The sequence below is a fragment of the Streptomyces sp. NPDC047085 genome (genome assembly GCF_040643735.1).
Classification (GTDB): Bacteria; Actinomycetota; Actinomycetes; order Streptomycetales; family Streptomycetaceae; genus Streptomyces.
This window is the reverse complement of the sequence record NZ_JBEYUW010000016.1, coordinates 170,146-182,650: the sequence shown is the minus strand read 5'-3', so window position 1 is coordinate 182,650 and position 12,505 is coordinate 170,146. Positions and strand designations below refer to the sequence as shown.

Sequence of the window (12,505 nt, the reverse complement as noted above, 5' to 3'; positions counted from 1 at the left end):
ATCTACACACACATTGTTACACTCTTCCCCTACCCGCCGCTCTTCCTATCTCAACCCCCCCGGCGCAGGCCTGGAGCCCTTTTGGCAGGCCCGCGGCCCCGCGCCCCAACGGGGCGCGGGGCTGTATCGATATGCGGCTCCCGCCGCGTGGGCGCGACCAGCCCCCCCTCCGCCGCACCCGCCCACGGCGCGCCCCACCTCGCCGAGTGGGCGCCCGGCCCCCCCGCCTCGGCGGCGGGGGCGCCCCCGCCGAACCCCCGGAGGGCTCAGCGGGCGTTGAAGTACTTCGCCTCGGGGTGGTGGATCACGATCGCGTCCGTGGACTGCTCGGGGTGCAGCTGGAACTCCTCGGACAGGTGGACGCCGATCCGCTCCGGTTCGAGGAGTTCGGCGATCTTGGCCCGGTCCTCCAGGTCGGGGCAGGCGCCGTAGCCGAGGGAGAAGCGGGCGCCGCGGTACTTCAGGGCGAACATGTCCTCGATGTCGGCCGGGTCCTCCCCGGCGAAGCCGAGTTCCGCGCGCACCCGGGCGTGCCAGTACTCGGCCAGCGCCTCCGCCAACTGCACGGACAGGCCGTGCAGTTCGAGGTAGTCGCGGTAGGAGTCCGACGCGAAGAGCCGGGCGGTCTCCTCGCCGATGCGCGAGCCGACGGTGACGACCTGGAGGCCGACGACGTCGGTCTCCCCCGACTCCTCCGGGCGGAAGAAGTCCGCGAGGCACAGCCGGCGGCCGCGGCGCTGGCGCGGGAAGGTGAAGCGGGTGCGTTCGTTGCCGCGCTCGTCCAGGATGATCAGGTCGTCGTCCTTGGACACGCACGGGAAGTAGCCGTAGACCACGGCCGCTTCGAGCAGGTTCTCCGTCTGCAGCCGGTCCAGCAGGCCCCGCAGGCGCGGGCGGCCCTCGCTCTCCACCAGTTCCTCGTACGACGGCCCGTCCCCGGTGCGGGCCTGCCTGAGGCCCCACTGGCCCTTGAACAGCGCACCCTCGTCCAGCCAGCTCGCGTACTCCTTGAGCTGGATGCCCTTGACGACCCGGGTGTCCCAGAACGGCGGGGTCGGCACGGGGTTGTCGGTGGCGACGTCGGAGCGGACGTGGCCCTCCTCGGGGCGTTCGGGGGCCTCGACGGTGGTGGTCGTGGCGCGGACCCGGCGCTGCTTCAGCTCGGGCAGCTGCGCCCCGGGCACGCCCCGCTTGACGCCGATGAGGGCGTCCATGAGGCGCAGGCCCTCGAAGGCGTCGCGGGCGTAGCGGACCTCACCCTCGTAGATCTCGTGGAGGTCCTGCTCCACGTAGGCGCGGGTCAGGGCGGCGCCGCCGAGGATGACCGGGAAGCGGGCGGCGAGGCCGCGCTGGTTCAGCTCCTCCAGGTTCTCCTTCATGATCACCGTGGACTTGACCAGGAGACCGGACATGCCGATGACGTCGGCCCGGTGTTCCTCGGCGGCCTCCAGGATGGCGGAGACGGGCTGCTTGATGCCCAGGTTGACGACGTTGTAGCCGTTGTTGGACAGGATGATGTCGACGAGGTTCTTGCCGATGTCGTGCACGTCGCCGCGCACGGTGGCGAGAATGATGGTGCCCTTGCCCTCGGCGTCGGACTTCTCCATGTGCGGTTCGAGGTAGGCGACCGCGGCCTTCATGACCTCGGCGGACTGGAGCACGAACGGCAGCTGCATCTGGCCGGAGCCGAACAGGTCGCCGACGACCTTCATGCCGTCCAGGAGGGTGTCGTTGACGATGTCCAGGGCCGGGCGCGTCTCCAGTGCCTGGTCCAGGTCGGCTTCGAGGCCGTTGCGTTCGCCGTCGATGATGCGGCGCTTGAGCCGCTCCTCCAGCGGCAGCGCGGCCAGTTCCTCCGCCTTGCCCGCCTTCAGGGACTTGGCGGTGGCGCCCTCGAAGAGCTGCATGAGCTTCTGCAGGGGGTCGTAGCCCTCGGCGCGGCGGTCGTGGATGAGGTCGAGGGCGGTCTGCACCTCTTCCTCGCTGAAGCGGGCGATCGGCAGGATCTTGGAGGCGTGCACGATCGCCGAGTCCAGGCCGGCCTTGACGCACTCGTCGAGGAAGACGGAGTTCAGCAGGATGCGGGCGGCCGGGTTGAGGCCGAAGGAGATGTTGGACAGGCCGAGGGTGGTCTGGACGTCCGGGTGGCGGCGCTTGAGCTCGCGGATCGCCTCGATGGTGGCGATGCCGTCCTTGCGGGACTCCTCCTGCCCGGTGCAGATGGTGAAGGTCAGGGCGTCGATGAGGATGTCCTCCTCGCGGATGCCCCAGTTCCCGGTCAGGTCGGCGATCAGCCGCTCGGCGATCTCGACCTTCTTCTCGGGGGTGCGGGCCTGGCCCTCCTCGTCGATGGTCAGCGCGATCAGCGCGGCGCCGTGCTCCTGCGCGAGCCGGGTGACCTTGGCGAACCGGGAGTCGGGGCCGTCGCCGTCCTCGTAGTTGACCGAGTTGATGACCGCGCGGCCGCCGAGCTTCTCCAGGCCCGCCCGGAGGACGTCGACCTCGGTGGAGTCCAGCACGATGGGCAGGGTGGAGGCGGTGGCGAAGCGGCCGGCCAGTTCCTCCATGTCGGCGACGCCGTCACGGCCGACGTAGTCCACGCACAGGTCGAGCATGTGCGCGCCCTCGCGGATCTGCTCGCGGGCCATCTCGACGCAGTCGTCCCAGCGGGCGGCCAGCATGGCCTCGCGGAACTTCTTGGAGCCGTTGGCGTTGGTGCGCTCGCCGATGGCCAGGTAGGAGGTGTCCTGGCGGAACGGGACGGACTGGTAGAGGGAGGCGGCGCCGGGCTCGGGCCGGGGGCTGCGCTCGGGCGGGGTGAGGCCCTGAACGCGCTCGACGACCTGGCGCAGGTGCTCGGGGGTGGTGCCGCAGCAGCCGCCGACGAGGGAGAGGCCGTACTCGCGGACGAAGGTCTCCTGGGCGTCGGCCAGCTCCGGCGCGGTCAGCGGGTAGTGGGCGCCGTCCTTGCCCAGGACCGGCAGGCCCGCGTTGGGCATGCAGGACAGCGGGATGCGGGCGTTGCGGGCGAGGTAGCGCAGGTGTTCGCTCATCTCGGCCGGGCCGGTGGCGCAGTTCAGGCCGATCATGTCGATGCCGAGCGGCTCCAGCGCGGTGAGCGCGGCGCCGATCTCGGAGCCGAGGAGCATGGTGCCGGTGGTCTCGACGGTGACGGACACGATGACCGGCAGGTCCAGGCCGAGGGCGTCGAGGCCGCGGCGGGCGCCGAGGACGGCCGCCTTGGTCTGCAGCAGGTCCTGGGTGGTCTCCACGAGCAGGGCGTCGGCGCCGCCGGTGACCAGGCCCTCGGCGTTTCGCTGGTAGGCGTCGCGCAGGGTGGTGTAGGGGGCGTGGCCGAGGGTGGGCAGCTTGGTGCCGGGGCCGATGGAGCCGAGGACCCAGCGGGGCCGGCCGTCCTTGGCGGTGAACTCGTCGGCGACCTCGCGGGCGACGCGGGCGCCGGCCTCGGACAGTTCGTGGACGCGGTCGGCGATGTCGTACTCGCCGAGCGCGGAGTGGTTGGCCCCGAAGGTGTTGGTCTCGACGCAGTCCACGCCCACGGCGAAGTACGCCTCGTGGACGGAGCGGACGATGTCGGGGCGGGTGAGGTTGAGGATCTCGTTGCAGCCCTCGAGGTGCTCGAAGTCCTCGAGAGTGGGCTCCTGGGCCTGGAGCATGGTGCCCATGGCTCCGTCGGCCACCACCACGCGGGTGGCGAGTGCGTCTCGGAGCGCGGACGCACGGGTCCGGCTGTCGGCGGAAGGGGTCGTTGGCAACGAGGCCATGAAGGGGCTCCCTGGGATGCGACGGCTGTCGGCTATGCGCCTTCCCCGGCGGGACCGGGCGAGGGGCACGGCGTCAGGGTAACCGGGAGTGGGCTTGGATGGGCACCGGCGTCCACGAGGCGGACGCGGATGGCGCACCCGGGTGACCGGGGCGGCAGGCGCGGGCCTGTCCGAAGTGGGGCGCGGGCCCGTACGACGTAGGGCGCTGGCCTGTACGACGTAGGGCGGGGGGCCGTGAGATGTATGGACGCCGACCCGTGCGCCGTACGGGTGCGGGCCCATGAGAAGTATGGGCACGGGCCGGGTGACGTACGGGTGCGGGCCCGTGCGATGTAACGGCAGATGTAACAGGAGCCGTCCAACCATTAGCGGGAGGTCGGCATCGACCGGTAGTGTTCGGCATTGCCGAACGACGTGGGATCGCGTCGTTCGCTGATGGTCGAAGGACGGAGGCAAGGCGGCGATGGCACGGAACATCCAGTCGCTCGAACGGGCGGCGGCGATGCTGCGGCTGCTCGCAGGCGGCGAGCGGAGGCTCGGCCTCTCGGACATCGCCTCGTCACTGGGCCTCGCCAAGGGCACCGCCCACGGCATCCTGCGCACCCTTCAGGCGGAGGGCTTCGTCGAGCAGGACGACGCCTCCGGGCGCTATCAGCTGGGCGCGGAGCTGCTGCGCCTCGGCACCACCTATCTGGACGTGCACGAGCTGCGGGCGCGGGCCCTGGTGTGGACCGACGACCTGGCCCGTTCCAGCGGGGAGAGTGTGTATCTGGGCGTGCTGCACCAGCAGGGCGTGCTGATCGTGCACCACGTCTTCCGGCCGGACGACAGCCGGCAGGTGCTGGAGATAGGGGCCATGCAGCCGCTGCACTCCACGGCGCTGGGCAAGGTGCTGTCGGCGTACGACCCGGTGGCGCACAGCGAGGCGCTGGAGGCCGACCGCAAGCCGTTCACGGACCGCACGGTGTGCGAGCCGGAGGACTTCGAGCACCTGCTCGACATCACGCGCGCGCGTGGGTACGCGGCCGACGTGGAGGAGACCTGGGAGGGCGTGGCGTCGATCGCCGCGCCGATCCACGACCGGCGCCGGATGCCGGTGGGCGCGGTCGGGATCACGGGTGCCGTGGAACGGGTGTGCCGGGACGGCGAGGCCCGCTACGAGGTGCGGCCGGAACTGATCGCCGCGGTGCGGGACTGCGCCCGCGCGGTCTCCAGGGATCTGGGCGCGGGGCGGTTCTGAGCGGCGGGCGGGGGGCCCGCCGCCGATAACTGATTCAGGGGCAACGACCGGGACGCTAGGCGGCGTTCCGGTTGTCGCCATACCCTGAAACGGTCATATCGGGGCGAGGTCGTTCATTCAGCCATGAAGAGAGATAGGAAACGGCGATCAATAACGATCCTGTTTCCCATAACAGAACCCTTGACGCGTGCGTAACGCCAAAGCAAGACTCCCGTCCATCGGTCGGCATTGTCGAACACCTACCGGCAATACGCGCTAGAGTGTGGCAACGCCAAGGACCGGTACTGCTCTCTCACCCCCGAGGGCAGCCAGAACCTCCGGAGGGACCCGGGGTTCGGTTTCCCTGGACGAAGGACAAAGGAGTCGCGGGTGTCCAGCTCCGACATCTTCATCGGCGAGACCATCGGTACCGCCATACTCATCCTGCTCGGCGGCGGCGTCTGCGCCGCCGTGACCCTGAAGGCCTCCAAGGCCCGTAACGCCGGCTGGCTCGCCATCACCTTCGGGTGGGGTTTTGCCGTTCTGACGGCCGTCTACACCTCGGCGCCGTTGTCCGGTGCCCACCTGAACCCGGCCGTGACGCTCGCGCTCGCGATCAAGGACAAGGACTTCAGCAACCTGCCCACGTACTGGGGCGGCCAGCTGCTCGGCGCCATGATCGGCGCCACCCTGGTCTGGCTGGCCTACTACGGCCAGTTCCACGCGCACCTCACCGACAAGGAGATCGTCGGCGGTCCGGGCGCGCAGGCCACGGCGGCCAAGGCCGTCGAGGCCCAGGAGAAGGGCGCCGGCCCGGTCCTGGGCGTCTTCTCCACCGGTCCCGAGATCCGGAACGTGGTGCAGAACCTCGCCACGGAGATCATCGGCACCGTGGTGCTGGTGCTCGCGGTCCTCACCCAGGGCCTCAACGACAAGGGCAACGGTCTGGGCACCCTGGGCGCCCTGATCACCTCGCTCGTGGTCGTCGGCATCGGCCTCTCGCTCGGCGGCCCGACCGGTTACGCGATCAACCCGGCCCGTGACCTCGGTCCCCGCCTCGTGCACGCCCTGCTGCCGCTGCCCAACAAGGGCGGCTCCGACTGGAGCTACGCCTGGATCCCGGTGGTCGGTCCGCTGATCGGCGCCGCCATCGCCGCAGGCATCTACAACGTCGCCTTCGCTTAAGAAGCCGCTCGAACAAGCCGAGTCTTCCAGCACGCGCCGTACGTACAGCCCCTCACCACGGACCTTTCAGGAGCACACAGTGACCGACGCCCACACCGCAGGCCCGTTCATCGCGGCCATCGACCAGGGCACGACTTCCTCGCGCTGCATCGTCTTCGACCGGGACGGCCGCATCGTCTCCGTCGACCAGAAGGAGCACGAGCAGATCTTCCCGAAGCCGGGCTGGGTCGAGCACAACGCCAACGAGATCTGGACCAACGTCCAGGAGGTCGTCGCCGGAGCCATCCAGAAGGCCGGCATCACCCGCGACGACATCAAGGCCATCGGCATCACCAACCAGCGCGAGACCACCGTGCTGTGGGACAAGAACACCGGTGAGCCCGTCCACAACGCCCTGGTCTGGCAGGACACCCGCACCGACGCCCTGTGCAGGGAGCTCGGGCGCAACGTCGGCCAGGACCGCTTCCGCCGCGAGACCGGCCTCCCGCTCGCGTCGTACTTCTCCGGTCCCAAGGCCCGCTGGCTGCTCGACCACGTCGACGGCCTGCGGGAGCGCGCCGAGGCGGGCGACATCCTCTTCGGCACCATGGACACCTGGGTCATCTGGAACCTGACCGGCGGTGTCAACGGCGGCCACCACGTCACCGACGTGACCAACGCCTCCCGCACCATGCTGATGAACCTGCACACCATGCAGTGGGACGAGAAGATCGCCGAGTCCATCGGTGTCCCGCTGGCGATCCTGCCGGAGATCCGCTCCTCCGCCGAGGTCTACGGCGAGGTCTCCGGCGGCAAGCTGGGCGACCTGCTCGGCGGCATCCCGGTCGCGTCCGCGCTCGGCGACCAGCAGGCGGCCCTGTTCGGCCAGACCTGCTTCTCCGAGGGCGAGACCAAGTCCACCTACGGCACCGGCACCTTCATGGTGATGAACACCGGTGACAAGATCATCAACTCCTACGCGGGCCTGCTGACCACCGTCGGCTACAAGATCGGCGAGCAGCCGACGGTCTACGCCCTGGAGGGCTCGATCGCCGTCACCGGCTCGCTGGTGCAGTGGATGCGCGACCAGATGGGCCTGATCTCCACCGCCGCCGAGATCGAGACGCTCGCGCTCTCGGTCGAGGACAACGGTGGCGCCTACTTCGTACCGGCCTTCTCCGGCCTGTTCGCCCCGCACTGGCGCTCCGACGCCCGCGGTGTGATCGCCGGCCTGACCCGGTACGTCACCAAGGCGCACCTCGCCCGTGCGGTCCTGGAGGCGACCGCCTGGCAGACCCGGGAGATCGCCGACGCGATGGTCAAGGACTCCGGCGACGAGCTGGTGGCCCTGAAGGTCGACGGCGGCATGACCTCCAACAACCTGCTGATGCAGACGCTCTCGGACGTCCTGGACGCACCTGTGGTGCGCCCGATGGTCGCCGAGACCACCTGCCTCGGCGCCGCCTACGCCGCCGGCCTGGCCGTCGGCTTCTGGTCCAGCACCGACGAACTGCGCGCCAACTGGCGCCGGGCCGCCGAATGGACCCCGCAGATGGACGCGGACACCCGCGACCGTGAGTACAAGAACTGGCTCAAGGCCGTCGACCGGACCATGGGCTGGATCGAGGACGAGGACTGAGCGGCCCGGACCGCCCAGCCAACTCTGACGAGGAGTAAGAACCCGAAATGACCAGTCAGCCCACCCTGCAGTCCGTGCCTGCCCTGGGGACGCACCCGGCCTCCGGCTCCAACCCGAGCCGGGCCGAGACCAGGGAGCAGCTCTCCAAGGCGTCGTACGACCTTCTTGTGATCGGCGGCGGCATCCTGGGCATCTCCACCGCCTGGCACGCCGCGCAGTCCGGGCTCAGGGTGGCGCTGGTCGACGCCGGTGACTTCGCCGGCGCCACCTCCTCCGCCTCCTCCAAGCTGCTCCACGGCGGTCTGCGCTACCTGCAGACCGGCGCGGTGAAGCTGGTGGCGGAGAACCACTTCGAGCGCCGTGCGGTCTCCCGCCAGGTGGCCCCCCACCTGGCGAACCCGCTCACCTTCTACCTCCCGGTGTACAAGGGCGGGCCGCACGGCGCGGCGAAGCTCGGCGCGGGCGTGTTCGCCTACTCCGCGCTCTCCGCCTTCGGTGACGGCGTGGGCCACCTGCTCTCCCCGGCCAAGGCCGCGCAGGACGTGCCCGAGCTGCGCACCGAGAACCTGAAGGCCGTGGCCGTGTACGGCGACGACCAGATGAACGACGCGCGCATGGCGCTGATGACGGTCCGCGCGGCCGTCGAGGCGGGCGCGGTCGTCCTCAACCACGCCGAGGTCACCGGCCTGCGCTTCACCAAGGGCCGGGTCACCGGCGCCGACCTCAAGGACCGCATATCCGGCGAGGAGTTCGGCGTCGACGCCCGCCTGGTGCTGAACGCGACCGGCCCCTGGGTCGACCACCTGCGCAGGATGGAGGACCCGAACGCCGCCCCCTCCATCCGTCTGTCCAAGGGCGCGCATCTGGTCCTGAAGCGCACCTCCCCCTGGAAGGCCGCGCTCGCCACCCCCATCGACAAGTACCGCATCACCTTCGCCCTCCCCTGGGAGGACATGCTGCTGCTCGGCACCACCGACGAGGAGTACGAGGGTGACCCGGCGGACGTCGCGGTCACCGAGAAGGACATCGCCCAGATCCTGGACGAGGCCGCGTTCTCCGTGCGGGACCAGCAGCTCCAGCGGGACCTGATCACCTACGCGTTCGCCGGTCTGCGCGTGCTGCCGGGCGGCCCCGGCGACACCGCCAAGGCCAAGCGGGAGACCGTGGTGACCGAGGGCAAGGCCGGCATGCTGTCGGTGGCCGGCGGCAAGTGGACCACGTTCCGGCACATCGGCCGCACGGTGATGAAGAAGCTGGAGGAGCTGCCGGGCCACCCGCTCGGTGACGACTTCGAGCCGATCTCCTCGCTGCCGAAGAAGCTGCCGCTGCCCGGCATCGCCAACCCGCGCGCGGTGGCCCACCGCCTGCTGACCGACCGCCCGGCGCCCGGTCCGCGCATGGCCGCCGACACCGCCAAGCACCTGGCCACCCACTACGGCTCGCTGGCCTTCGACATCGCCCGCATGGCCAACGAGCACCCCGAGCTGGCCGACCGCGTCCACCCGGACGCCCCGGAGATCTGGGCGCAGGTCGTCTGGGCCCGCGACCACGAGTGGGCCGAGACGGCGGACGACGTGCTGCGCCGCCGTACGACGCTGACGATCCGGGGCCTGGCCACGGACGAGGTCCGTTCCCGGGTCCAGGACGTGCTCGACAAGAAGTAGACCTGGGTGGCGGCCGGCCACTCCCCGACCGAGCCGGCCCGCCGCCGAGGTTCCGGCCCCCGCCGCACCGGGGCCGGGCCACCGAGAGGGGCGGCTCCACGCCGATGGAGCCGCCCCTCTCTCGCGTGCCCGGTTGTCAGTGGCGGCTGCTGTCCATGGCGGTATGAACATCGATCACGCGGACCCCGCCGAACTCGCCTGCCTGCGGGAGGCTTTCGGCGCCGACGACGACGGCGCCTCGGCACTGGGCGGAGGGGAGGGAGTGGTTCGACGGGGTGGCCGCGTGACGAGCCGCCGGCCGGGGGTGTCGCGCAACTGGCCGCGGGAGGCGATGAGTTTGGTCGTGGGCTTCCGTCGCGACGACAGGCGCGGGCGAGCAACTCGTTGCTGTGCTCGGTGCCGTGCGCGGTGTCGTGCTCGCCGCCGGACTGCCTGTCAGGCCCATGACCGAGTCCGGTTCCGGTGTGAAACCCCGGTACGGAACGGGTCGGACACCCCGTTGACAAGGGGTGTTCCGGCGCGGAGATCGGGGCAGTGATCCGGGCATCCCCCGGGCAAGGGGCTGCGGACGCTCCCGCCGGACGCCGTAAGGTTGGGGCGTCAAGCGAGGGCACGTCGGAAGGAGGCACTGGGTGATCGAGCTGGAGGGGGTTCCCGAGCTGATCGACCCAGTCATGGTGGCCGCGTTCGAGGGCTGGAACGATGCCGGCGACGCCGCCTCCACGGCGGTCGCGCATCTGGAACGCGAGTGGAAGGGCGAGGTGTTCGCGGCGCTGGACGCCGAGGACTACTACGACTTCCAGGTGAACCGCCCCACGGTGTTCATGGACGCCGGTGTGCGCAAGATCACCTGGCCGACGACACGTCTGTCGGTGGTCCGGGTCGGCGGCGAGAAGCCCCGCGACCTGGTGCTGGTGCGCGGCATCGAACCGTCCATGCGCTGGCGGTCGTTCTGCAACGAGCTGCTCGGCTTCGCGCACGAGCTGGGTGTGGAGCTGGTGGTCATCCTGGGCGCCCTGCTCGGTGACACCCCGCACACGCGTCCCGTGCCGGTCAGCGGGGTGACGTCCGACCCGGACCTGGCCCAGCGGATGGACCTGGAGGAGACCAAGTACGAGGGCCCGACGGGCATCGTCGGCGTCCTGCAGGAGGCCTGCACGCACGCCGGGGTCCCGGCGGTGTCGCTGTGGGCGGCCGTTCCGCACTACGTCTCCCAGCCGCCCAACCCCAAGGCCACGCTGGCGCTGCTCAACCGCCTGGAGGACCTGCTGGACCTGCGCATCCCGCAGGGCGAGCTGCCCGAGGACGCGCGTGCCTGGCAGGTGGGCGTGGACCAGCTGGCCGCGGAGGACAGCGAGGTCGCCGAGTACGTCCAGACGCTGGAGGAGGCCCGGGACACCGCCGAGCTGCCGGAGGCGTCCGGTGAGGCGATCGCCCGCGAGTTCGAGCGGTATCTGCGGCGCCGGGACGTGGGACCTCCGGGCGGTAAGCAGAGGCCTCCGGCGGCCGGCGGCGGGGGCAAGGAAGACGACGAGGACGGCTCGGAGGACTGAGCGTACGGCGGCTGAGGTGCGGCGAAGGGGCGGTTCCCGTGTTCGGGAACCGCCCCTTCTCTTTGTTGCCGATGCGCTATGGGGTGCCGCGACCTGCCGTCCGGCGTCTGCGGGTCCGTTGTGGCTGGTCGCGCGGCTCCCCGCGCCCCTACGGAGCGCTTACAGGGCCACCCCCAGCAGCGCGTCCACCGCGCGCGTGACCACGCCCGGCGCGCCCGTGTCGGTGCCGCCCTCCTGCTCCTGCCTCGCCGCCCAGCGGTCCACCGCGGCGAGCGCGGCGGGCGCGTCGAGGTCGTTCGCGAGGGCCTCGCGGATCTCCTCGACCAGCGCGTCGGCGGACGGCCCGTCGGGCCGGGAGACGGCCGCGCGCCAGCGGCCGAGCCGGTCCGCGGCGTCCTGGAGGACCTGGTCGGTCCACTCCCAGTCGGCGCGGTAGTGGTGGGCGAGCAGGGCGAGGCGGATGGCGGCCGGGTCGACGCCGTCGCGGCGCAGCGCCGAGACGAAGACGAGGTTGCCCTTCGACTTGGACATCTTCTCGCCGTGCAGCGCGACCATGCCGGCGTGGACGTACGCCTTGGCCATCGGGAACTCGCCGGTCAGCACCTGGGCGTGCGAGGCGCCCATCTCGTGGTGCGGGAAGGCGAGGTCGGAGCCGCCGCCCTGGACGTCGAAGCCCATGCCGAGGTGGTCGAGGGCGATGGCCACGCACTCGATGTGCCAGCCGGGGCGTCCCCGGCCGAGGGAGCCGCCGTCCCAGCTGGGCTCGCCCTCGCGGGCCGCCATCCACAGCATCGGGTCGAGCGGGTTCTTCTTGCCCGGGCGGTCCGGGTCGCCGCCGCGCTCGGCGGACAGCAGCCGCATCGCGGCCGCGTCGAGGTTCGAGACCTTGCCGAAGTTCGGGTCGGACTCGACGGAGAAGTAGATGTCGCCCTCCAGCTCGTAGGCCGCGCCGAGGTCGCGCAGCCGCTCCACGAGCGGGACGATGCCGGGTATCGCCTCGACGGCGCCTATGTAGTGCTGGGGCGGGAGCATCCGCAGGGCGGTCATGTCCTCGCGGAAGAGGGCCGTCTCCTTCTCGGCGAGGGCGACCCAGTCGACGCCGTCCCGGTCCGCGCGCTCGAGGAGCGGATCGTCGACGTCGGTGACGTTCTGGACGTAGTGAACCTGCCGCTTGGTGTCGAGCCACACGCGCTGAACGAGGTCGAACGCGTTGTAGGTCGCCGCGTGACCCATGTGGGTCGCGTCGTACGGCGTGATGCCGCAGACGTAGATACGGGCGACGGGACCGGGGTCGAGGGTGACGAGGCCGCCGGTCGCGGTGTCGTGGATCCTCAGGTCGCGGCCCTGACCAGGCAGGGCGGGGACCTCGGAAGCGGGCCAGGCATGCATGTACATGAGCCTAACCGGCCGCACGCTGCGTATACGAACGGGATCGGGCCGGATGGCCGGTTGGGCGTTCTTGAATATCGGCCCCGGATGTG

7 protein-coding genes are annotated in these 12,505 nt (G+C 70.8%); 5 read left to right on the top strand and 2 right to left on the bottom strand.

Annotated elements, in window-relative coordinates; genetic code table 11:
• Positions 1-266 precede the first annotated feature (266 nt).
• Positions 267-3,785 (bottom strand): methionine synthase, encoded by a 3,519-nt coding sequence (metH, locus tag ABZ865_RS37445; protein ID WP_361240395.1) that lies wholly within the window; start codon positions 3,783-3,785, stop codon positions 267-269.
• Positions 3,786-4,248: 463 nt separating this feature from the next.
• Between metH and ABZ865_RS37440 the strand changes: the two genes are divergently transcribed.
• The 5 genes from ABZ865_RS37440 to ABZ865_RS37420 all read left to right on the top strand — a co-directional run bounded on the left by ABZ865_RS37440 (position 4,249) and on the right by ABZ865_RS37420 (position 11,024).
• The gene (locus ABZ865_RS37440; RefSeq protein WP_361240393.1) at positions 4,249-5,025 is read left to right on the top strand and encodes an IclR family transcriptional regulator; all 777 of its coding nucleotides are present in this window, start codon (positions 4,249-4,251) and stop codon (positions 5,023-5,025) included.
• 369 nt (positions 5,026-5,394) lie between these two features.
• The gene (locus ABZ865_RS37435) at positions 5,395-6,189 is read left to right on the top strand and encodes an MIP/aquaporin family protein (RefSeq protein ID WP_361240390.1); all 795 of its coding nucleotides are present in this window, start codon (positions 5,395-5,397) and stop codon (positions 6,187-6,189) included.
• A gap of 79 nt (positions 6,190-6,268) precedes the next feature.
• Positions 6,269-7,807 carry a glycerol kinase GlpK gene (gene glpK / locus ABZ865_RS37430; RefSeq protein WP_361240387.1) on the top strand — a complete coding sequence of 513 codons (1,539 nt, stop codon included), beginning with the start codon at positions 6,269-6,271 and terminating at the stop codon, positions 7,805-7,807.
• Positions 7,808-7,854: 47 nt separating this feature from the next.
• On the top strand, positions 7,855-9,471 hold the full coding sequence (locus ABZ865_RS37425) for a glycerol-3-phosphate dehydrogenase/oxidase (RefSeq protein WP_361240384.1): 1,617 nt from the start codon (positions 7,855-7,857) through the stop codon (positions 9,469-9,471).
• A 632-nt stretch (positions 9,472-10,103) separates the two neighbouring features.
• Positions 10,104-11,024 (top strand): PAC2 family protein, encoded by a 921-nt coding sequence (locus ABZ865_RS37420; RefSeq protein WP_361240380.1) that lies wholly within the window; start codon positions 10,104-10,106, stop codon positions 11,022-11,024.
• A gap of 159 nt (positions 11,025-11,183) precedes the next feature.
• Here ABZ865_RS37420 and mshC read toward each other — a convergent pair whose 3' ends face one another.
• A complete protein-coding gene (gene mshC / locus ABZ865_RS37415) occupies positions 11,184-12,413 on the bottom strand; it encodes a cysteine--1-D-myo-inosityl 2-amino-2-deoxy-alpha-D-glucopyranoside ligase (protein WP_361240377.1) in 1,230 nt (409 codons plus the stop codon).
• Positions 12,414-12,505 lie beyond the last annotated feature (92 nt).

What these genes read in the sequence shown, in the direction of transcription:
- metH (WP_361240395.1), bottom strand. Translation starts at nt 3,785, where the DNA reads ATGGCCTCGTTGCCAACGACCCCTTCCGCCGACAGCCGGACCCGTGCG.
- ABZ865_RS37440 (WP_361240393.1), top strand. Translation starts at nt 4,249, where the DNA reads ATGGCACGGAACATCCAGTCGCTCGAACGGGCGGCGGCGATGCTGCGG.
- ABZ865_RS37425 (WP_361240384.1), top strand. Translation starts at nt 7,855, where the DNA reads ATGACCAGTCAGCCCACCCTGCAGTCCGTGCCTGCCCTGGGGACGCAC.
- mshC (WP_361240377.1), bottom strand. Translation starts at nt 12,413, where the DNA reads ATGCATGCCTGGCCCGCTTCCGAGGTCCCCGCCCTGCCTGGTCAGGGC.